This is a genomic window from Pseudomonas sp. W15Feb9B, assembly GCF_000828175.1.
Classification (GTDB): domain Bacteria; phylum Pseudomonadota; class Gammaproteobacteria; order Pseudomonadales; family Pseudomonadaceae; genus Aquipseudomonas; species Aquipseudomonas parakoreensis.
In genome coordinates, this window is record NZ_JTKF01000025.1 from 1 (window position 1) to 21,889 (window position 21,889).

A 21,889-nucleotide genomic window follows, 5' to 3' on the forward strand; every position below is an offset into this window, starting at 1 on the left:
GGAGGGAGAGGGGACCGACCGAGTGGTATTGGCTAATTACATCGACCTGCGATTGCGCAGTGACCTTGGTCTGGCCAAGCCTGAGATCACAATGTTCGTTCAGGTCGGTGGAGTTTGAACAGGCGATGCGGTCGGCTCCCTCTCCCTTTGGGAGAGGGCTGGGGTGAGGGGTAGTGTTTACCCACAATCCCTGTTGGCGGATCTGTGGATAACGTGTTTGCCTTTGCCCGCACCCCACGCCAATCAAGCCTTACAGCGCTGCGATCAAAAAACAACCAGCCTAAGTCACGGATTTTCTGGACTTTTTCTCTTGGATAACTGAGCAAGTTGCCCCCATTCTCTGTTGGCGCTTCTGTGGATAAGATGTTCGCTATCCGCTGAGACCCATACCAACCGTGGCCTGCGAAGAATTGATCAAAAAACAATCAAATCAGCTGTTTCTACGCAAAACTCCCACGCACTCCCCGATTTCACACACCCTCTAACGCTTTTCCACAGACAAGACAAAGTTACCCCCGATCTCTGTTGGCGCTTCTGTGGATAACGTGTTCGCCATCCTCTACAAGCCATGAAAACCGTGGCTTACAAAGACTTGATCAAAAAATAGCCAATGTGTCTGGCAAACCATCATTCTGGATAAGTCACGATTTTTCTTCACAAATCAGCCAGTTATTTTTCCAGTCAACCACAGTTACCCCCATTTGCTGTGGGTGCCTATGTGGATAACTTGTTCGCCAAACCCTGCAAGCCCCGCCGGCCATAGTCCAAACAGCAATTGATCAGATTTCATACAGTTCTAAGGCGTTGCCTTGACTTCGATTCCTGCGCTGTCTTCACTGCAATGGCACAAGGACAGCCGTCACTTATCCACATCAGGTTCTGGGAGAACGCATGATGGATAGCCGCCCACATCGCCATCCCCCCTCGCCACGCAAGCGCACGTTACGTCGTGCGGCCAATCAACGCGCTCGTCTGTAGCGACCTCCTGCTTTAACCGCTGTGCTGTCGCCGGGCTCGACCCGGAGGCCAGGTGCCCGTTCGCCCATTGATTGCAGGCAACCGCAGAGTTGCCCCATCTGCCTGAGAGAGGAACACCCTCATGACACGCATCGCAACGCCCATCAGTGAAATCAAGGAACACTATGACGTGATCGTTATCGGCTCCGGCTATGGCGGCGGCATTGCTGCGTCGCGCCTGTCCCGGGCCGGCAAGCAGGTGTGCCTGCTCGAACGCGGGCGGGAAATTCAGCCCGGCGAATACCCCAACACCATGATCGCCGCGACTGAAGAGCTGCAGGTGCATGACCCGGACGGCCACATTGGCTCGCGCACCGGCCTGTTCGATCTGCACGTGAATGCCCAGCAGAATGTGGTGGTGGGTTGTGGACTCGGCGGTACGTCGTTGATCAACGCCAACGTGGCACTGGAGCCTGAGCCCGGGGTGTTCGACGACCCGCGCTGGCCGCAAGCGGTACGCGAACACCGCGATACCTTGCTCAAGGACGGTTACGCCCGCGCCCGGGAAATGCTCAAGCCCAATCCGTACCCGAACAGCGCGCCGAATCTGCCCAAGCTCGACGCCAACAAAAAATCGGCGGACTACCTCAAGCAAGGCGCGCATTTCTACAAGCCACCGATCAACGTGACCTTCGACAAACTGCCGAACAATCTCAACCACGTCGGCGTCGAACAACTGCCGTGCAACCAGTGCGGCGACTGTGTATCGGGCTGTAACAACAAGGCCAAGAACACCACGCTGATGAACTATCTGCCGGATGCCTGGAACCACGGCGCGGAGATTTTCTGCCAGGCCGAAGTGCGTCATCTGGAGCGCGACGGCGATGGCTGGATCGTGCACTTCCAGTACCTCGACAGCGGTCGCGAGAAATTCGACGCACCGACGCTGTTCGTGAAAGCCGACATCGTGGTGGTGTCTGCCGGCACCCTGGGTTCCACCGAGATTCTGTTGCGTTCGCGGGACAAAGGCCTGGTGATGTCCGGCCAGCTCGGTCAGAACATGAGCGGTAACGGTGACATTCTCGGCTTCGGCCACAACTGCGAGCAGACCATCAACGGCATCGGCTTCGGCGCGCATTCGGCCAAGGAGCTGCAACCGGTTGGCCCGTGCATCACCTCGGTCATCGACATGCGCACCGAAGGTGACTGGCGCAGCCGCATGGTCATCGAGGAAGGTTCAATCCCCGGCGCGCTAGGCCGGCCAATGGTGCCGGCGATGGCCGGGTTTGCCGAGATGATCGGCAAGGCCACCGACGACAGTTTCAGTGGCAAGCTTGGCTACAAGGAGCGCGAGGCCGAAAGCTTCTTGCGCGGCCCGTATTACGGCGCGCTGCACAACATGCAGACCTACCTGATCATGAGCCACGACAGTGGCCAGGGCCGGATGCTGCTCGACAACAAGGACCAGTTGCGCATCGACTGGCCGGGCGTCGGCGAGCAGGAAAACTTCAAGCTCGGCAACGAACGTCTATACCAGAGCACCAAGGCACTGGGCGGGGTCTGGGTCGAGAACCCGATCTGGACCCAGCTGCTCAAGCACAGCATCGTCTCGGTGCATCCGCTGGGCGGTTGCGTGATGGGTGAAGACGCGGCGCAAGGCGTGGTCAATCACAAGGGCCAGGTGTTCAGCGGCGCGGCCGGCACCGATGTCTACGCCAGTCTTTACGTGACGGACGGCGCGGTGATCCCGACCTCGCTGGCGGTCAATCCGCTGCTGACCATCTCCGCCGTGAGCGAGCGCAACATGGGCCTGCTCGCCGCTGACCGGGGTTGGCACATCGACTACACACTGCCCTCGGCACCGCGCAAACAGGTGGCCCCGCCGACCCTCGGCGTGCAGTTCACCGAAACCATGAAGGGCTATTTCTCCCGCGCTTTCACCGCCGCACAAAGCACCGATCTGAAAGTCTACGAAGCGGCGGCCAAACGCGGCGAGACGGACAACTCGCCCATCGACTTCACCCTGACCATCACCGCCAACGACCTCAACCGGATGATCAAGGAGCCGGAGCATGCCGCGACCATCGTCGGCACGGTCAACGCCCCGGCGCTGTCGCCGCAACCGCTGACCGCCAGCAATGGCGTGTTCAACCTGTTCGAGCAATTCGAGCAGCAGGTCGACACGCGGCACATGAAATACGACATGAAACTGACCGCCGAGGACGGCAACGACTATTTCTTCAGCGCCTTCAAAACCGTGCCGGAAGACAACGGCGTGCTCAACATCTGGCACGACACCAGCACCCTGTACGTGACGCTGTACCGCGGGTCGGACAAGTCGGGCGAGGTGATCGGCTCCGGGGTGATGCACATTCATCCGACCGATTTCGCCAAGCAGATGACCACCATGAAAGTGCTCAACGCGCGTAACGAGCGTGAGCGCATCGAAGGCCTGGCGCGCTTCGGCAAGTTCTTCGCCGGGATTCTCTGGGAGAGTTACGGCGGGGTGTTTGCCGGTGACAAATACTTCAACCCCGACGCGCCGCCACGCCTGAAACGGCCGCTGGATGCGCCAACCCCGGCGGTGCATTTCTTCCCCACCGAGGACGGCGTCGAACTGCGCCTGACCCGTTATCAGGCCGGCAGCAAAGGCCCGGTGATGCTGGTGCATGGCTTGGGTGTCGGTTCGAATATCTTTTCCACCGACACCATCCAGACCAACCTGCTGGAGTACCTGTGCAAGCACGACTATGACGTGTGGCTGCTGGATTTCCGGGTGAGCATTCTGCTGCCGGCGAGCAAGAAGGAATGGAACGGCGACCAGATCGCCCAGTACGACTTCAAGGCTGCCATCGCGCAGATTCAGCAAGAGACCCAGGCCAAAGACGTGCAATGCGTGGTGCATTGCTACGGTGCGACGACGTTCTTCATGTCGCTGTTGGCGGGGTTGCAAGGCGTGCGTTCGGTGGTCTGCTCGCAGATTGCCGCTGACACCGTGGTCGCCACGGCCACCGGGTTGAAGGCCGGCCTGCACTTGCCGGGGATGCTCGAAGCCATCGGTATCAAATCGATGACCGCTTACGCCGACAGCAAGGAGAACTGGTTCAACCGCCTCTACGACAAAGCCCTCAACGGCTACGCGCGGATCGAAGCGCAGGGTTATTGCACCAACCCGGTGTGCCACCGCATCACCTTCATGTACGCCTCGCTGTACCGCCACGACACCCTTAACGAAACCCTGCACGATAACCTGCACGAACTGTTCGGCGAGTCGAACATCGAGACCTTCGAGCATTTGGCGCTGATCGTGCGCAAAGGGCATTTGGTGGATTTCAAGGGCAACGATGTGTACATGTCGCACTTCGAGCGGCTGACGATGCCGATCTGCTTTATCAGCGGCGCGGAGAACCAGTGTTATCTGCCGGAAAGCACCCTCAAGACCTACCAGCGCGTCTGCGCAGTCCACGGGCCTGAACGCTACAGCCGGCACGTAGTGCCAGGTTACGGCCACATCGACTGCATGTTCGGCAAGAACGCGGTGGTGGATGTGTACCCGCTCATCCTTGAACACCTGGAGAAAACGGCTCTCGGTTGATGAGGTTTTCCTGTGGCGAGGGAGCTTGCTCCCGCTGGGCTGCGAAGCGGCCCCAAAATCTGAGCGTGCGGTTTTCCTGAAACACCGCATTTGCCGGGTTTACGACGCTTCGCCGCCGAGCGGGAGCAAGTTCCCTCGCCACAAAAGCTCATCACACAGAGGGACTCTCCTAAGGTCTGCACAAGGAAATGGAAGACATGGACAGCTACATCCGCTGGTTTCAACGCTTCATCTGGCTCGGCATTGCCATGAACATGGTGTTCGCGATCCCCGCGCTGTTCGCGCCGGGGTTGCTGACATCGGTGGTCGGTCTGCCGCCGCAACTCTCCGACCCGTGGCTGGAAAACGCCGGGATGCTGCTGGTGGGCATCAGCGTGTTTTACATGCCGTCGGGCTTCAACGCGCCGCGCTATGTGGTGCATTCCTGGCTGTGCGTACTGACGCGGCTGATCGCCGTGGTGTTCTGGATTTACCTGATCAACACCAGCAGCCAAGGCTCGGTGTTCGTGCCGATGCTGCTGGGCGATCTGAGCTTTTTCCTGATCCTCGGCATTCTGCTGTACCTCGGCACCACGCCCGCGAACCGGCCATGGGCGCTGCTGTGCGATGGCTGTCGCGAGTGGCGTGCTGCCTGGGCGCGGCAATGGCAGAGCCACGCCTTCAAGGTCGGCACGCTGGTGGTTGTCGCGGTATTGGGGTTTATCGGTTACGAGACCTGGTACCAGATGCTGCGGGTTATGCCGGAGCAGGAATACGCCTCCGACGAAGATCACTACAAATACGCCGCGATTGGCCTGGGTATCGAAGCGCGGATCCCGTATTACCTGTTCGCCGTACTGCCGCAGATGTGCCCGGAAAAACTGCCCAAGCCCGGCGGCTGGGAGGTCTTCGGCTTTCTCTATGAGAACGGCAAGGACCTGCCGATCGGCATGGCCAAGCGGCAGATCGGCTACCCGACCGTGGAACCGAACTGCGCGCTGTGTCACACCGGCTCCTACCGGGCCAATGCCAGCGACGTCGCGGTCAACGTGCCCAGCGCGCCGGCCAACACCCTGCAACTGCAAGCCTTTCAGTGGTTCGCCTACGATTGTGCCAGCGACCCGAAATTCACCACCGATGCAGTAATGGCGGCGATCAACGGCAAATTCCAGCTGGGTTTTTTCGAGAAGCTCTACAACCGCTACCTGATCATCCCGATGGCGAAAAGCGCTTTGCTCAAACAGAAGCAGGCCTACGCCTGGCAGAAGCTGCGGCCGCAACAGGGCCCGGGTCGCACCGACACCTTCAACCCGACGAAAATGGTGGTGTTCGGCTTCCCGGATGACTCGACCATCGGCACCGTCGACCTGCCGCAAGTCTGGAACCAGAAGCCGCGGGAATCGATGTACCTGCATTGGGACGGCAATAACAACAAGATCCACGAACGCAACTACGCCGCTGCAATGGCCGTGGGCGCGACCCCGGAATCGGTGCTGCCGCCGAGCTTCAACCGGGTGACCAACTGGCTGCTCGGGCACAAGGCGCCGGCGTGGCCGTGGGCACTGGATCAGGCCAAGGTCGCCCAGGGCAAACCAATCTGGGACGCCAATTGCGCCGCGTGCCACGACTTCGGTCGCGCCGACACCGGGCAAGTGACCACCAACATCGATCAGCTCGGCACCGATCCACATCGGCTGGACTCATTCACCACCGGTCTGGTGACGGCGTTCCACACCTTCAAGAAACCGCCGTTCGACTTCGGCGCTTATCGCAAGACCCAGAGCTACAGCAACACGCCGACCGATGGCATCTGGCTGCGCGCGCCGTACCTGCACAACGGTTCGGTGCCGACCCTGTGGGACTTGCTGCAACCGCCGGAAAAACGCCCGGTGGTGTTCATCACCGGCTCCGATGTCTACGACCCGGTCAACGTCGGTTTTGTCACCACGGGTGCCCAGGCCAAAGCCTCGGCCGATTTCACATACGACACGCGGCTGGAGGGCAACCACAACAGCGGTCACCTGTATGGCACCACGCTGTCGGACGACGACAAGCGTGCGTTGATCGAATTCATGAAAACCCTGTGAACCCCTACGGATAGAGGATTACGCCATGTCAGCGGTCGGTCATCTGAAGCATGAATACGACAAGGTAAAGGTGCGTCTGCACGGCCTGTTCACGCGAGTGGAAATGGCCTGGATGAAGCTCATCAGCGAACTGGAACCCGAGGAGTTCCAGGCCATCATCAAGTTGCTCCAGCGCGGCCACGATCAGGCGCAATACGTGCTGAAAAATGGCGAGCTGCCGGACGACGGACCGGCGGTGCCGTGGGAGTTGTCCCACGGTCTTTCGATCCTGCGCATCGGCAATGCCACGCCGTTGCCGCAATCGCCCGATCAATTGCAGACCAAGGTGCTCAAGGACGGCACGCTGCTGGGATGTCGCAAATGGGAACTGCTGGATCTGCTGTGGAGCGAGGCGCTGCTCAAGTGGATCGAAAACCTGCGCCATCACGCGACCTTCGGCACTGACCCGGCAATGGTGACCATGGATCGCGAAGTGACGCTGGCGATCGCCGGTGACTGGGGCACCGGGCCGTTCAACAGCCACGCGCCGGCGGTGTCGGTGGCCAACCAGATGCAACGGGCCAATGCCGATTTCACCATTCACCTGGGGGACGTTTATTACGCTGGCAGCCACTCCCAGGAAGACACCGACATGGCGGGCTGGCCGATGGGCACCCACGGCTCGTTCACCCTCAATTCCAACCACGAGATGTACAGCGGCGCCCACGGTTACTTCAAGGAACTGGCCGCGCGTTTTCCGGGGCAGCAGGGCACCAGCTACTTTGCCCTGATCAACGACGATTGGCTGATTGTCGGGCTGGACACCGCGTACGCTTCGGATGTCATGAACCTGTACATGGACGGCACCCTCAACAAACCGCAGATCGAGTGGATGAAGGGCTTGCCGAAACGCAAGAAACTCATGGTGCTCAGCCACCATCAGGGCTTCGACATCACCGGGCACCACAAGACCGCGCTGTATCAACCGGTGTGCGATGCGCTGGGGCGCGAGCCTGATTACTGGTATTGGGGGCATCTGCACAACGGCATCGTTTACGCCGCCCAGGGCGGACTGCATGCGCGTTGTGCCGGCCACGGAGCCATTCCCTATGGCACCACCAGCGAGCTGAACGGCCATTCGCGGGTGCTGTTTTCGGAGACGCAGGACGCGAACGATCCGGACTATCCGCTGCGGGTGCTGAATGGGTACGCGAAAATCCGGCTGGTGGGGGAGGAGATTTTTGAGGAGTTTATTGGGGAGGATGGCAGTTTGAGGTGGTCATCGAAGTGATGCGATGACAGTGATGACGCTATCGCTGGCAAGCCAGCTCCCACAGGTTTTGCGGTGTACACGGTATCTGTAAACACCATCGACCACTGTGGGAGCTGGCTTGCCAGCGATGCTTTTAGCCCTGAACAGGCACGCCTTTGAGGTACGGCGCCGGCTCGGCCCCGAGGTTGTTCAGCATCCGCTCGCTGTACCAGTCCACGAAGTTGACCACGCCAAACTCATAGGTCTTCGAGTACGGCCCCGGCTGATAAGCCGTGGAGTTGATCCCGCGCTGGTTTTCTTCGGCCAGACGCCGGTCCTGGTCGTTGGTCGCGTCCCACACCTGGCGCATGCGTTCGACGTCGTAATCCACGCCTTCGACGGCGTCCTTGTGCACCAGCCATTTGGTGGTAACCATGGTTTCCTGGGCGCTGATCGGCCACACGGTGAACACGATGATGTGGTCGCCCATGCAGTGGTTCCACGAGTGCGGCAGGTGCAGAATGCGCATCGAACCCAGGTCCGGATTCTTGATCCGGCCCATCAGCTTGGCGCAGCCCTGTTTGCCGTCCATGGTCATCGACACAGTGCCCTTGAGCAGCGGCATGCGCACGATGCGGTTGCGCAGGCCGAAACTGGCGTGGGCGTAAGGGATTTTCTCGGCTTCCCAGGCAGCAGCAGACGCGGCAACGTGATCCTTGAACGCCTGATCGGCGCGCGGGTCGGTGACGTCGTCCCATTCCAGCAGGGTTTTCAGCAATTCAGGGTGCGAGCCGCCGCAGTGGTAGCACTCGCGGTTGTTTTCCAGCACCAGTTTCCAGTTGGCCTTTTCCATCAAGGTGGTTTGCACTGCCACCTTGGTGTTCTCCATGTCGTACGGTTCCATGTAGTGGTTCAGCGTCGACAGGAAGTCATCGATGGCCGGCGGGTTTTCCGCCAGGCTGATGAAGATGTAGCCGCCGGCCGTCTTCACGTTCACCGGTTTGAGGCCGTACTGCTTCATGTCGAAGTCGGCGCCCATCTCGGTACCGGCGAACAGCAGGCGACCGTCCAGCTCGTAGGTCCATTGGTGGTAGTGGCAGACCAGTTTGGCAACCTTGCCCTTGTCGCTGGTGCACAGGCGCGAGCCTCGGTGGCGACAGACGTTGTGGAACGCATGCACCACACCCTCGGCGCCACGAATGACGATGATCGGGTTCTTGCCGATCTGCAGGGTGATGTAGTTGCCCTTGGCCGGGATCTCGCAGGTCATGCCGGCGATCAACCATTCCTTTTGGAAGATTTCCTGCATGTCGATATCGAACAGGCGTTCATCGTTATAGAACGGCTGCGGCAGCGAAAAAGTACGTTCGCGCTCCTGCAGCATCTGTGCGGTGGCCTTGCGTGCGGGTTCCAGCGGGTCGCCCAGGCTGATTTTTGCGGTGTCCATCAATGTGATCCTCAAGGCCATCTGCGTGGCCGGCGAAAGTGGCTGATCAGGGTTGCTACGCAAGGTGTAAAGAATTCGTCTTGGTGTGTGGCGAGTGTGGGGCCGGCGCTGCCCGGAACCTTATCCATGGGCGACATGGTGCAATCTGTTCCCGACGCGCAACCCCCGGTGGTTGGGGGCTGGTCGCGATAAGTATGCCGATGTCGCGGATAGGTAAACGGGCGGTTCACGCTATACGCAGAATCGCCACATGAAGGCCGACAGTCGGCCGTGGAGAACAGCATGTCCAACAGCTTCCTGAATCCGGTCACCACCCAGACCTGGGCCAATGGCCGACACATCGTCCGTTGCGTCAAAGTCATCCAGGAAACCTGGGACGTACGCACCTTCTGCTTCATGGCCGACCAGCCGATCCTGTTCTTCTTCAAGCCTGGGCAGTTTGTAACCCTGGAGCTGGAAATCGACGGTCAGCCGATCATGCGTTCGTACACCATCTCCAGTTCGCCGTCGGTGCCGTACAGCTTCTCGGTGACCATCAAGCGCGTGCCGGGCGGCAAGGTTTCCAACTGGTTGCACGACACCCTGCATGAAGGCCAGGAGCTGGCGGTGCACGGGCCGGTCGGGCTGTTCAATGCCATCGACTTCCCGAGCCCGAAAGTGCTGTATCTCAGCGGTGGTGTGGGGATCACCCCGTGCATGTCGATGGCGCGCTGGTTCTACGACACCAACGCCAATGTCGACATGACCTTTATCCACAGCGCCCGCTCGCCGAAAGACATCATTTATCACCGCGAGCTGGAGCACATGGCGTCGCGGATCGACAACTTCAGCCTGCACCTGATCTGCGAGAAACACGGGCTGGGCGAGCCGTGGGCCGGCTATCGCGGCTACCTCAATCACAAGATGCTGGAGCTGATGGTTCCCGACTTCCTTGAGCGCGAAGTGTTCTGCTGCGGCCCGACGCCGTACATGACCGCCGTCAAGCGCCTGCTCGAAGCCGCCGGCTACGACATGTCGCGTTATCACGAGGAATCCTTCGGTGCGACTCCTCCTGAAGCCCGCGCCGACGCGGTGGAGCAAGCCGAACAGGCCGCCGAGGCACCGGAAATCGATGCGGCGGATCTGCATCAGGTCGAGTTCACCGCCTCCGGCAAGAGCATTCGCGTGGCTCCGGGCGAAACCGTGCATGCAGCGGCGGCCAAGCTGGGCCTGATGATTCCGAAAGCTTGCGGCATGGGCATTTGCGGCACGTGCAAGGTGATGAAACTGGGCGGCGAAGTGGAGATGGAGCACAACGGCGGGATTACCGAGGACGACGAGGCCGAGGGGTACATTCTGTCGTGCTGCAGCGTGCCTAAAGGCGACGTCAGAATCGAATTCTGAGCCGGATCCCTGTAGGAGCTGCCGAAGGCTGCGATCTTTTGATCTTGATCTTAAAAGCAAGATCAAAAGATCGCAGCCTTCGGCAGCTCCTACAGGGGGGATTCAATCCACGAACAAGTCAGGCATCAGGGTTGCATTACTGTCCGGTTCGAATCGGTAGTGATCGAATTCAGTCACGCCGTGCTCACGCAAAATTTCTTCGTCGATCAGCAGTCGTCCAGTGATCTGCCGCTGGCTGCTATTCAGAATCACATGCGCCGCATCCGCCATGATCGAAGGCAGGCGCGCATGCTTGAACGACTCGCGGTTCCCCAGCTGAAACTCGATCGCCGCCGTGGCAATCATCGTCTGCGGCCACAGCGAATTGACGCTGATGCCGTAACTGGCGAATTCCTCGCTCATGCCCACCGTCAGCATGCTCATGCCGTACTTGGTCACGGTGTAAGGGCTGTACTGGGCGAACCATTTGCTCGCCAGATTCAGTGGCGGCGACAGGTTGAGGATGTGCCCGGCGGATTTCTTCAGATAGGGCAGGGCGGCCTGGCTGCACAGCAACACGGCGCGGGTGTTGATCTGGTGCATCAGGTCGAACCGCTTGAGTTCGATGTGTTGCACACCGGTCAACTTGATCGCCCCGGCATTGTTCACCAGCGCATCGATGCCACCGAAATGCGCGTTGGCCTGGGCCAGCGCACGGCGCACCGCGTCTTCATCACGTACATCCAGTTGCAGCGCCAAGGCGTTGCCGCCGGCCGCTTCGACTTCTGCGGCGACGCTGTGGATGGTGCCCGGCAATTTCGGATGGGCTTCGGCGCTCTTGGCCGCAATCACGATATTGGCCCCGTCCTTCGCGGCCCGCAGCGCAATCTCACGCCCGATGCCACGGCTGGCGCCGGTGATGAACAGGGTTTTGCCTTGTAGCGACATGCCGATGCTCCTGCTTGTTGTTATGTGAGCGGAGGCTCGACAGACAATGTAGACCAAGCAGCTGGCGCGATAGGGGCGGCGAAGTGAACTTGTGGCGAGGGAGCTTGCTCCCGCTCGGCTGCGCAGCAGTCGTAAACCCAGGCAATGCGGTTTGTCTGACGAACCGCCTACTCAGGTTTTGGGGGCTGCTACGCAGCCCAGCGGGAGCAAGCTCCCTCGCCACAGGGGAGCAACTCGTTACAGGCGTTCATTTGCCAAGGAATCAGGCGGACATGACTTCGCGGATATCGCGGGCCAGTTCGCGTACGCGTTCTTCTTCGGTGTCCCACGAGCACATGAAACGCGCGCCGCCCTTGCCGATGAAGGTGTAGAAGCGCCAGTTCTTGGCGGTCAGCGCGGCGATGGCCGGTTCCGAGAGTTGCAGGAATACGCCGTTGGCCTGCACCGGGAACATCAGTTCCACACCCGGGATGTCGCTGACCAGCTCAGCCAGCAGTTGCGCGCAGTGGTTGGCGTGGCGGGCGTATTTGAGCCACGCATCGTTTTCGAGGATGCCGACCCACGGTGCCGACAGGAAACGCATTTTCGACGCCAGTTGCCCGGCCTGTTTGCAGCGGTAGTCGAAGTCTTCGGCCAGTTTGTGGTTGAAGAACAGGATCGCTTCACCCACTGCCATGCCGTTTTTGGTGCCGCCGAAGCACAACACATCGACGCCGGCTTTCCAGGTCAGGTCGGCTGGCGAGCAGCCGAGAAACGCGCAGGCGTTGGAGAAACGCGCGCCGTCCATGTGCAGGTGCAAGCCCAGTTCCTTGCAGGTGGCGCTGATGGCGCGGACTTCTTCCGGGGTGTAGACGCTGCCGACTTCAGTGGCCTGAGTCAGGGTCACGACGCGCGGTTTCGGGTAGTGGATGTCCTGGCGCTTGAGCGCGACTTCGCGGATCGACTGCGGGGTGATCTTGCCGTTTTCGGTGCCGGCGATCAGCAGTTTCGAGCCGTTGGAGAAGAATTCCGGCGCGCCGCATTCGTCGGTTTCGACGTGGGCGGTTTCCGAGCAGATCACGCTGTGGTAACTCTGGCACAGCGACGACAGTGCGAGCGAGTTGGCGGCAGTGCCGTTGAAGGCGAAGAACACTTCGCAGTCGGTTTCGAACAGCTTGCGGAAATGGTCGGCCGCACGTGCGGTCCATTCATCGTCGCCATAAGCGCGCTGGTGGCCGTGGTTGGCCTGTTCCATGGCGGCCCAGGCTTCGGGGCAGATACCGGAGTAGTTGTCGCTGGCGAATTGTTGGCTCTTGTCGGTCATGGCCGGCTTCCGTGGTCGAGACTCTTGTGAAGGCTCGTGGTCAATGAGGGTGCGCACTTTACCGAAGATCTTCCGGGGGAGCACACGGGATGTCACTGTCAGGAAATTACCAGTTTGTTACCCGATTATGCACGTGACTAAACGCGACGGCGCGCTGGATCTGCTCAAGTGGCTGGCGCTGCTGAGCATGCTGCTCGATCACCTGCGATATGTCGGGATCAGCGCCGATTGGCTGTATGTGCCGGGACGCCTGGCATTCCCGTGGTTCTGTCTGGCGATGGCGGCGAACCTGGCCCGGGCCGGTGCGCAGAAGACCGAGTGGCGCTATCTGGGCTGGCTGCTGCTGTTCAGTGCGGTCAGTGAGATTCCGTACCGTTTGTACATTCCTGATCCCGACACCTTGAACGTGATGCCTACGCTGGCGCTGGGGTTGCTGGTGGTGCGGGGCTGGCAAGATCGCACGCTACTGTCGCGACTGTTGGGCGTCGGTGCCTTGCTGCTGGCGGCGTTGTTTGCGCAGTGGCTGATGTTCGGGATATTTGGCGTGCTGTTGCCGCTGGCGCTGCTGTGGGTGATCCGTCGCCCGTGGTATTTCGGCCTGCTGCCGGGGCTGGTGTGTCTGGCGGGCAATCAGTGGCGGGTGCTGTATGAGGCGGCGGAGTTCGGCAACTACGTGGCGGTGTTTGGTATCGCGGCGTGTCTGATTGCGCCACTGCTCGGGGTGTTCCTGTTGCGACACGCGCGACATCTCCAGCCGCCACCGATGCGGCGCTGGGGCTACGCCCTCTATCCTGCACATTTCCTCTTGCTGCTACTTATCCGCGAAGTCGCCGCATAACCGTGTGGGAGCTGGCTTGCCAGCGATAGCGGTGGGTCAGCCGTCATCAATACCAGATGTGCTATCGCCATCGCTGGCAAGCCAGCTCCCACAGGGTTCTTCAGTGTTTTCGAGATCAAGTCTGGCAAGACCATTTCGAGCCATGTCGTAAACGCACCTTTGTGTGGCGTCCGTAGGCATCTGGGCTGTCTGCGCCGGCCATACCATCGCATCAAAGGGCACCTCCGCAAGCCGCGTGCCTGACCAAGACGAAATGGCGCACCGACGCCGCTGGGAGAGACGCGATGTTCAGCAAGCAAGACCAGATCCAGGGTTACGACGATGCACTGCTGGCGGCGATGAATGCCGAGGAGCAACGTCAGGAAGATCACATCGAGCTGATCGCGTCGGAGAACTACACCAGCAAACGCGTGATGCAAGCGCAAGGCAGCGGCCTGACCAACAAATACGCCGAAGGTTATCCGGGCAAGCGCTACTACGGTGGCTGCGAGCATGTGGATAAAGTCGAAGCGCTGGCCATCGAACGCGCCAAGCAACTGTTCGGTGCCGATTACGCCAACGTCCAGCCGCACTCCGGTTCCTCGGCCAACAGCGCCGTGTATCTGGCACTGATCCAGCCGGGCGACACCATTCTCGGTATGAGCCTCGCTCATGGCGGTCACCTGACCCACGGCGCGAAAGTCTCATCCTCGGGCAAGCTCTACAACGCGGTGCAGTACGGGATCAACACCGACACCGGGCTGATCGATTACGACGAAGTCGAGCGTCTGGCCGTCGAGTGCAAGCCGAAGATGATCGTTGCCGGTTTCTCTGCTTATTCGAAGACTCTGGACTTCCCGCGCTTCCGCCAGATCGCCGACAAGGTCGGTGCGCTGCTGTTCGTCGACATGGCCCACGTTGCCGGTCTGGTCGCTGCTGGCCTGTACCCGAACCCGCTGCCGTACGCCGACGTGGTCACCACCACCACCCACAAAACCCTGCGCGGTCCGCGTGGCGGGCTGATCCTGGCCAAGTCCAACGAAGAGATCGAGAAAAAGCTCAACGCCGCGGTATTCCCCGGCGCCCAGGGCGGCCCGCTGATGCACGTCATCGCCGGTAAGGCGGTGTGCTTCAAGGAAGCGCTGGAGCCCGGCTTCAAGGCCTATCAGCAACAAGTGATCGACAACGCCAAGGCCATGGCCAGCGTGTTTATCAAACGTGGCTACGATGTAGTGTCCGGCGGTACCGACAACCACCTGTTCCTGGTCAGCCTGATCCGTCAGGGCCTGACCGGCAAAGATGCTGACGCCGCCCTTGGCCGCGCGCACATCACCGTCAACAAGAACGCCGTGCCGAACGACCCACAGTCGCCGTTCGTGACCTCGGGCCTGCGCATCGGCACCCCGGCCGTCACCACGCGTGGCTTCAAGGTCGCCCAGTGCGAAGCGCTGGCCGGCTGGATCTGCGACATCCTCGACAACCTCGGTGACGCCGACGTTGAAGCGAATGTGGCCAAGAACGTCGCGGCACTGTGCGCCGACTACCCGGTTTATCGCTGAGCGGTTTGGAGTAAATGACTATGCAACGCTATTCGGGCTTCGGCCTCTTCAAACACTCCCTCAGCCACCACGAGAACTGGCAGCGCATGTGGCGCACGCCGACGCCGAAGAAGGTCTACGACGTGGTCATCGTCGGCGGTGGCGGGCACGGTCTGGCGACCGCCTACTACCTGGCGAAAGAGCACGGCATCACCAACGTGGCCGTGGTCGAGAAGGGCTGGCTGGGCGGCGGCAACACCGCGCGCAACACCACCATCGTGCGTTCCAACTACCTGTGGGACGAGTCGGCACACCTGTACGAACACGCGATGAAATTGTGGGAAGGTCTGTCGCAGGATCTGAACTACAACGTGATGTTCTCCCAGCGTGGCGTCTACAACCTGTGCCACACCCTGCAGGACATCCGTGATTCCGAGCGTCGGGTCAGCGCCAACCGCCTCAATGGCGTCGACGGCGAATTGCTCAACGCCAAGCAAGTGGCCGACGAGATCCCGTACCTCGACTGCTCGAAAAACACCCGCTACCCGGTGATGGGCGCGACCGTTCAACGTCGTGGCGGCGTTGCCCGTCACGATGCCGTGGCCTGGGGCTTTGCCCGTGCCGCCGACGCCTTGGGCGTGGACTTGATCCAGCAGACTGAAGTGATCGGTTTCCGCAAGGAAAACGGTGTGTGCATCGGCGTTGAAACCAACAAGGGCTTCATCGGCGCCAAACGCGTCGGCGTGGTCACCGCCGGTAACTCCGGGCACATGGCCAAGCTCGCCGGTTTCCGGCTGCCGATCGAATCCCACCCGCTGCAGGCACTGGTGTCCGAGCCGATCAAACCGATTATCGACAGCGTGATCATGTCCAACGCCGTGCACGGTTACATCAGCCAGTCCGACAAGGGCGACCTGGTGATCGGCGCCGGTATCGACGGCTACAACGGCTATGGCCAGCGCGGTTCGTACCCGGTGATCGAGCACACTATCCAGGCCATCGTCGAGATGTTCCCGGTGCTGTCGCGGGTGCGCATGAACCGCCAGTGGGGCGGCATCGTCGACACCACGCCGGACGCTTGCCCGATCATTTCGAAAACCCCGGTACCGAACATGTTCTTCAACTGCGGTTGGGGCACCGGCGGCTTCAAAGCCACACCTGGCTCGGGCAACGTGTTTGCCGCGAGTCTGGCCAAGGGTGAAATGCACCCGTTGGCGGCACCGTTCTCCATCGACCGTTTCCACAACGGCGCACTCATCGACGAACACGGCGCTGCTGCCGTCGCCCACTAACAGGAGAAATCCCCATGTTGCATATCTTCTGTCCTCACTGCGGCGAACTGCGCTCCGAAGAGGAATTCCACGCATCCGGTCAGGCGCACATTCCGCGTCCGCTGGATCCGAACGCCTGCACCGATGAAGAGTGGGGCGACTACATGTTCTTCCGCGACAACCCGCGTGGTCTGCACCACGAGCTGTGGGATCACGTCGCCGGCTGCCGCCAGTACTTCAACGTCACTCGCGACACCGTGACCTACGAGATTCTCGAAACCTACAAGATCGGCACCAAGCCGCAATTCACCGACAAGGCTGATACGGCAAAAACAGCCACGACGGCGCTGGGAGAGAAGGTATGAGCCAGACCAATCGCCTGTCCAACGGTGGACGGATCGACCGCAATAAAGTGCTGAGCTTCACCTTCAACGGTCAGAGCTACAAAGGCTTCGAGGGCGACTCCCTGGCCTCGGCACTGATCGCCAACGGCGTCGACATTATCGGCCGCAGCTTCAAGTATTCGCGTCCTCGCGGGATCTTCGCCGCCGGTGCCGAAGAGCCGAACGCCGTGCTGCAGATCGGTGCCACCGAAGCCACGCAGATCCCCAACGTGCGCGCCACGCAACAGGCGCTGTACCAAGGCCTGGTCGCCACCAGCACCAACGGCTGGCCGAGCGTCAACAACGACATGATGGGCATTCTCGGCAAGGTCGGCGGCAAGCTGATGCCGCCGGGTTTCTACTACAAAACCTTCATGTACCCGCAATCGTTCTGGATGACGTACGAGAAGTACATTCGCAAGGCTGCCGGTCTGGGCCGTTCGCCGACCGAAGTCGATCCGGACACCTACGACTACATGAACCAGCACTGCGACGTGCTGATCGTCGGCGCCGGCCCTGCCGGTCTGGCGGCTGCCCTGGCGGCTGCGCGCAGTGGTGCGCGGGTGATTCTCGCCGATGAGCAGGAAGAGTTCGGCGGCAGCCTGCTCGATTCGCGCGAAAGCCTCGACGGCAAACCGGCGATCGAGTGGGTGGCCAGCGTCATCGCTGAACTGAAGAACACTCCGGACGTGCTGCTGTTGCCGCGCGCCACGGTCAACGGTTACCACGACCACAACTTCCTGACCATTCATGAACGCCTCACCGATCACCTCGGTGACCGTGCGCCAATCGGTCAGGTGCGTCAGCGCATCCACCGTGTCCGCGCCAAGCGTGTGGTGCTGGCGACCGGTGCCCACGAGCGTCCGCTGGTTTATGGCAACAACGACGTGCCGGGCAACATGCTTGCCGGTGCGGTCTCGACTTACGTGCGCCGTTACGGTGTGGCACCGGGCAAGAAGCTGGTGCTGACCACCAACAACGATCACGCCTACCGCGTGGCGCTGGACTGGCTCGATGCCAGCCTGCAAGTGGTCGCCATTGCCGATGCCCGCAGCAACCCGCGTGGTGCGCTGGTGGAAGAAGCCCGCGCCAAAGGCATACGCATCCTCACCGGCAGCGCCGTGATCGAGGCCCGTGGCAGCAAGCGCGTCACCGCAGCCCGCGTTGCCGCGATTGACGTCAAAGCGCACACCGTGACCAGCCCGGGCGAATGGCTCGACTGCGACGTGATCGCCAGTTCCGGCGGTTACAGCCCGGTGGTGCACCTGGCTTCGCACCTCGGTGGCAAGCCGGTCTGGCGCGAAGACATCCTCGGTTTCGTACCGGGCGAAGCACCGCAGAAGCGTGTGTGCGTCGGCGGCATCAACGGTGTTTACGGCCTCGGTGATTCGCTGGCCGATGGTTTCGAAGGTGGCGCACGCGCTGCCAGTGAAGCCGGTTTCGGTGTGGTCGAAGGCACGCTGCCAAAAGCCCTGAGCCGTCTCGAAGAAGCGACCCTGGCGCTGTTCCAGGTGCCGCACGAGAAGGGCACTTCGCGGGCGCCGAAGCAATTCGTCGACCTGCAGAACGACGTCACCGCCGCCGCCATCGAACTGGCGACCCGCGAAGGTTTCGAGTCGGTCGAACACGTCAAACGCTACACCGCGCTGGGTTTCGGCACCGATCAGGGCAAGCTCGGCAACGTCAACGGCCTGGCCATCGCTGCCCGCTCGCTGAACGTGACCATCCCGCAGATGGGCACCACGATGTTCCGCCCGAACTACACGCCGGTAACGTTCGGCGCCGTGGCCGGTCGTCACTGTGGGCACATCTTCGAGCCGGTACGCTACACCGCGTTGCATCAATGGCACCTGAAAAACGGCGCCGAGTTCGAAGACGTCGGCCAGTGGAAACGTCCATGGTACTTCCCGAAAAACGGTGAAGACATGCACGCCGCAGTGAAGCGCGAATGCAAAGCCGTGCGCGACAGCGTCGGCCTGCTCGACGCTTCGACCCTGGGCAAAATCGACATTCAAGGCCCGGATGCCCGTGAGTTCCTCAACCGCGTGTACACCAACGCCTGGACCAAGCTCGACGTGGGCAAGGCGCGTTACGGCCTGATGTGCAAAGAAGACGGCATGGTCTTCGACGACGGCGTGACGGCCTGCCTGGCCGACAACCATTTCGTCATGACCACCACCACTGGCGGCGCCGCGCGCGTGCTGCAATGGCTGGAGCTGTACCACCAGACCGAATGGCCTGAGATGAAGGTCTACTTCACCTCGGTCACCGACCACTGGGCGACCATGACCCTGTCCGGGCCGAACAGCCGCAAGCTGCTCAGTGCCGTGACCGACATCGACCTGGCCAACGAAGCGTTCCCGTTCATGACCTGGAAAGAGGGTCTGGTCGGCGGTGTGCCGGCGCGGGTGTTCCGTATCTCGTTTACCGGTGAACTGTCGTACGAAGTCAACGTCCAGGCCGACTACGCGATGGGCGTGCTGGAGAAAATCGTCGAGGCCGGTAAACAGTACAACCTGACTCCGTACGGCACCGAGACCATGCACGTCCTGCGGGCCGAGAAGGGTTTCATCATCGTCGGTCAGGACACCGACGGCTCGATGACTCCGGACGACCTGAACATGGGCTGGTGCGTCGGTCGCACCAAACCGTTCTCGTGGATCGGCCAGCGCGGCATGAACCGTGAAGATTGCGTGAAGGATCAGCGTAAACAACTGGTGGGTCTGAAGCCGATCGACCCGAACGTCTGGCTGCCGGAAGGTGCGCAACTGGTGTTCAACACCAAGCAGGCGATCCCGATGACCATGGTCGGCCACGTGACCTCCAGCTACGCGCACAACTCCCTCGGCTATTCGTTTGCCATGGGTGTGGTCAAGGGCGGTCTGAAGCGCATGGGCGAGCGGGTGTTTGCACCGCTGGCCGATGGCAGCGTGATCGAGGCGGAGATTGTTTCTTCGGTGTTCTTCGATCCGAAGGGTGATCGGCAGAACATCTAACACCACAGAACCTGTGGGAGCGTGGCTTGCCCGCGATGGCGTCAGACCAGGTTACACATCTGCGACTGACAAATCGCCATCGCGGGCAAGCCCGCTCCCACCGGGATGATGAATTCAGCAAAGGTGCTTTATGACCACAGCCAACGTGTACCAACAACGCCCGACCACCGGGGCCAAGGCCGAGTCGTCGCTGCACCATGCCGACCTCGCCAGCCTGGTCGGCAAGGGTCGCAAGAACGCCGGCGTCATCGTGCGTGAAAAGAAACTCCTCGGTCACCTGACCATTCGTGGCGATGGCCACGATGCAGCCTTCGCCGCCGGCGTGCACAAGGCCCTCGGCATTGAGTTGCCCGGCGCCCTGAGCGTGATCGTCAAAGGCGAAACCAGCCTGCAATGGATGGGCCCGGACGAGTGGCTGCTGATCGTGCCAAGCGGTGAAGAATTCGCCGCCGAACAGAAACTGCGCGAAGCGCTGGGCGACCTGCACATCGCAATCGTCAACGTCAGCGGCGGCCAGCAAGTGCTCGAACTGAGCGGGCCGAACGTGCGTCAGGTGCTGATGAAATCCACCAGCTATGACGTGCACCCGAACAATTTTCCGGTCGGCAAAGCGGTGGGCACGGTGTTCGCCAAGTCGCAGCTGATGATCCGCCATACCGCCGAAGACACCTGGGAACTGCTGATCCGCCGTAGCTTCTCGGATTACTGGTGGTTGTGGTTGCAGGATGCTTCGGCCGAGTACGGGCTGAGCGTGCAGGCGTAACACTAAGTGGTTGCCGCGATTGCTTCTTGTGGCGAGGGAGCTTGCTCCCGCTCGGCTGCGAAGCAGTCGCAAAAACCTGCGAGCGCATTCTTTCTGGAAGAACGCGGTTGCTGATTTTGGGGTCGCTTCGCAACCCAGCGGGAGCAAGCTCCCTCGCCACAGAACTCATTCGCCACAGAGTTCACTCTGCTCACAGATGTTGAAACAGGAGTCACCGCACCATGAGCCGCGCCCCAGACACATGGATTCTGACCGCCGACTGCCCCAGCGTGCTCGGCACGTTGGACGCGGTGACGCGTTTTCTGTTCGAGCAGGGTTGCTACGTCACCGAGCACCATTCGTTCGATGACCGGCTCTCGGGCCGCTTCTTCATTCGCGTGGAATTCCGTCAGCCCGAGGGTTTCGACGAGCAGTCCTTCCGCGCCGGCCTCGCCGAGCGTGGTCAGGCGTTTGGCATGGTCTTCGAGCTGACTGCGCCGAACTACCGGCCGAAAGTGGTGATCATGGTCTCCAAGGCCGATCACTGCCTCAACGATTTGCTTTACCGCCAGCGCATCGGCCAGTTGTCGATGGACGTGGCGGCGGTGGTGTCCAACCACCCGGATCTCAAGCCGCTGGCCGACTGGCACCAGATTCCCTACTACCATTTCCCCCTCGACCCCAACGACAAGCCGTCGCAGGAGCGTCAGGTGTGGCAGGTGATCGAAGAGTCCGGCGCCGAACTGGTGATCCTCGCCCGCTACATGCAGGTGCTGTCACCGGAGTTGTGCCGCAAGCTCGATGGCAAGGCGATCAACATCCATCACTCGTTGCTGCCAGGGTTCAAGGGTGCCAAACCCTATCACCAGGCCTACAACAAGGGCGTGAAACTGGTCGGCGCCACGGCGCATTACATCAACAACGACCTCGATGAAGGGCCGATCATCGCCCAGGGCGTCGAGGCCGTGGATCACAGTCATTACCCGGAAGATTTGATCGCCAAGGGGCGTGATATCGAGGGCCTGACTTTGGCCCGGGCCGTGGGTTATCACATCGAAAGAAGGGTGTTTTTGAACGCCAACAGAACTGTCGTTCTTTAGATCGCCATCGCTGGCAAGCCAGCTCCCACAGGGATTTGTGTCGTACACAATTTTTGAGTTCCACCCGAAACCTGTGGGAGCTGGCTTGCCAGCGATGAGGCCATAACAGGCAACACAACAATCAGCATCTGTA

At 60.9% G+C, this 21,889-nt stretch carries 14 protein-coding genes; 11 read left to right on the forward strand and 3 right to left on the reverse strand.

All coding sequences use genetic code 11. From position 1 onward, the window contains the following. Nucleotides 1–1,099 precede the first annotated feature (1,099 nt). The 3 genes from OC71_RS13480 to OC71_RS13490 all read left to right on the forward strand — a co-directional run bounded on the left by OC71_RS13480 (nt 1,100) and on the right by OC71_RS13490 (nt 7,888). Nucleotides 1,100–4,552 (forward strand): GMC family oxidoreductase N-terminal domain-containing protein, encoded by a 3,453-nt coding sequence (locus OC71_RS13480; RefSeq protein WP_041069877.1) that lies wholly within the window; start codon nt 1,100–1,102, stop codon nt 4,550–4,552. A gap of 197 nt (nt 4,553–4,749) precedes the next feature. Beyond that, on the forward strand, nt 4,750–6,618 hold the full coding sequence (locus tag OC71_RS13485) for a hypothetical protein (protein ID WP_041069880.1): 1,869 nt from the start codon (nt 4,750–4,752) through the stop codon (nt 6,616–6,618). A 25-nt stretch (nt 6,619–6,643) separates the two neighbouring features. Next, entirely contained in the window at nt 6,644–7,888 is a 1,245-nt protein-coding gene (locus OC71_RS13490) for a metallophosphoesterase (RefSeq protein WP_041069883.1), read from the forward strand. Between the two features lie 115 nt (nt 7,889–8,003). Here the strand turns inward: OC71_RS13490 and gbcA are convergent, their stop codons facing one another. Continuing rightward, nucleotides 8,004–9,296, reverse strand: a complete 1,293-nt coding sequence (gene gbcA / locus OC71_RS13495) for a glycine-betaine demethylase subunit GbcA (RefSeq protein ID WP_041069886.1) — start codon at nt 9,294–9,296, stop codon at nt 8,004–8,006. A 282-nt stretch (nt 9,297–9,578) separates the two neighbouring features. Between gbcA and gbcB the strand changes: the two genes are divergently transcribed. Next, nucleotides 9,579–10,679, forward strand: a complete 1,101-nt coding sequence (gbcB, locus tag OC71_RS13500) for a glycine-betaine demethylase subunit GbcB (RefSeq protein ID WP_041069889.1) — start codon at nt 9,579–9,581, stop codon at nt 10,677–10,679. Nucleotides 10,680–10,781: 102 nt separating this feature from the next. On the opposite strand, the gene OC71_RS13505 is transcribed toward gbcB, so the two are convergent. Together OC71_RS13505 and OC71_RS13510 are read right to left on the reverse strand one after the other, a co-directional pair. Next, the gene (locus tag OC71_RS13505) at nt 10,782–11,606 is read right to left on the reverse strand and encodes an NAD(P)-dependent oxidoreductase (protein ID WP_041069892.1); all 825 of its coding nucleotides are present in this window, start codon (nt 11,604–11,606) and stop codon (nt 10,782–10,784) included. A gap of 262 nt (nt 11,607–11,868) precedes the next feature. Continuing rightward, nucleotides 11,869–12,909 (reverse strand): low specificity L-threonine aldolase, encoded by a 1,041-nt coding sequence (locus tag OC71_RS13510; RefSeq protein ID WP_016772826.1) that lies wholly within the window; start codon nt 12,907–12,909, stop codon nt 11,869–11,871. Between the two features lie 127 nt (nt 12,910–13,036). Between OC71_RS13510 and OC71_RS13515 the strand changes: the two genes are divergently transcribed. From OC71_RS13515 to purU, 7 genes are all read left to right on the forward strand, one after another. Then, nucleotides 13,037–13,747 carry a TraX family protein gene (locus tag OC71_RS13515; RefSeq protein ID WP_041069898.1) on the forward strand — a complete coding sequence of 237 codons (711 nt, stop codon included), beginning with the start codon at nt 13,037–13,039 and terminating at the stop codon, nt 13,745–13,747. Nucleotides 13,748–14,031: 284 nt separating this feature from the next. Continuing rightward, nucleotides 14,032–15,285, forward strand: a complete 1,254-nt coding sequence (glyA, locus tag OC71_RS13520) for a serine hydroxymethyltransferase (protein ID WP_041069902.1) — start codon at nt 14,032–14,034, stop codon at nt 15,283–15,285. A 20-nt stretch (nt 15,286–15,305) separates the two neighbouring features. Continuing rightward, on the forward strand, nt 15,306–16,556 hold the full coding sequence (locus OC71_RS13525) for a sarcosine oxidase subunit beta (RefSeq protein WP_003206307.1): 1,251 nt from the start codon (nt 15,306–15,308) through the stop codon (nt 16,554–16,556). 14 nt (nt 16,557–16,570) lie between these two features. Then, the gene (locus OC71_RS13530) at nt 16,571–16,900 is read left to right on the forward strand and encodes a sarcosine oxidase subunit delta (RefSeq protein ID WP_003228964.1); all 330 of its coding nucleotides are present in this window, start codon (nt 16,571–16,573) and stop codon (nt 16,898–16,900) included. Beyond that, nucleotides 16,897–19,914 carry a sarcosine oxidase subunit alpha gene (locus OC71_RS13535; RefSeq protein ID WP_041069908.1) on the forward strand — a complete coding sequence of 1,006 codons (3,018 nt, stop codon included), beginning with the start codon at nt 16,897–16,899 and terminating at the stop codon, nt 19,912–19,914. Before OC71_RS13530 ends, OC71_RS13535 begins: the two co-directional genes overlap by 4 nt. Nucleotides 19,915–20,044: 130 nt before the next feature. After that, nucleotides 20,045–20,677: a sarcosine oxidase subunit gamma gene (locus OC71_RS13540; protein WP_008086919.1), complete on the forward strand. Its 633-nt coding sequence runs from the start codon at nt 20,045–20,047 to the stop codon at nt 20,675–20,677. Between the two features lie 221 nt (nt 20,678–20,898). Then, nucleotides 20,899–21,756 (forward strand): formyltetrahydrofolate deformylase, encoded by an 858-nt coding sequence (purU, locus tag OC71_RS13545; RefSeq protein WP_041069912.1) that lies wholly within the window; start codon nt 20,899–20,901, stop codon nt 21,754–21,756. Nucleotides 21,757–21,889 lie beyond the last annotated feature (133 nt).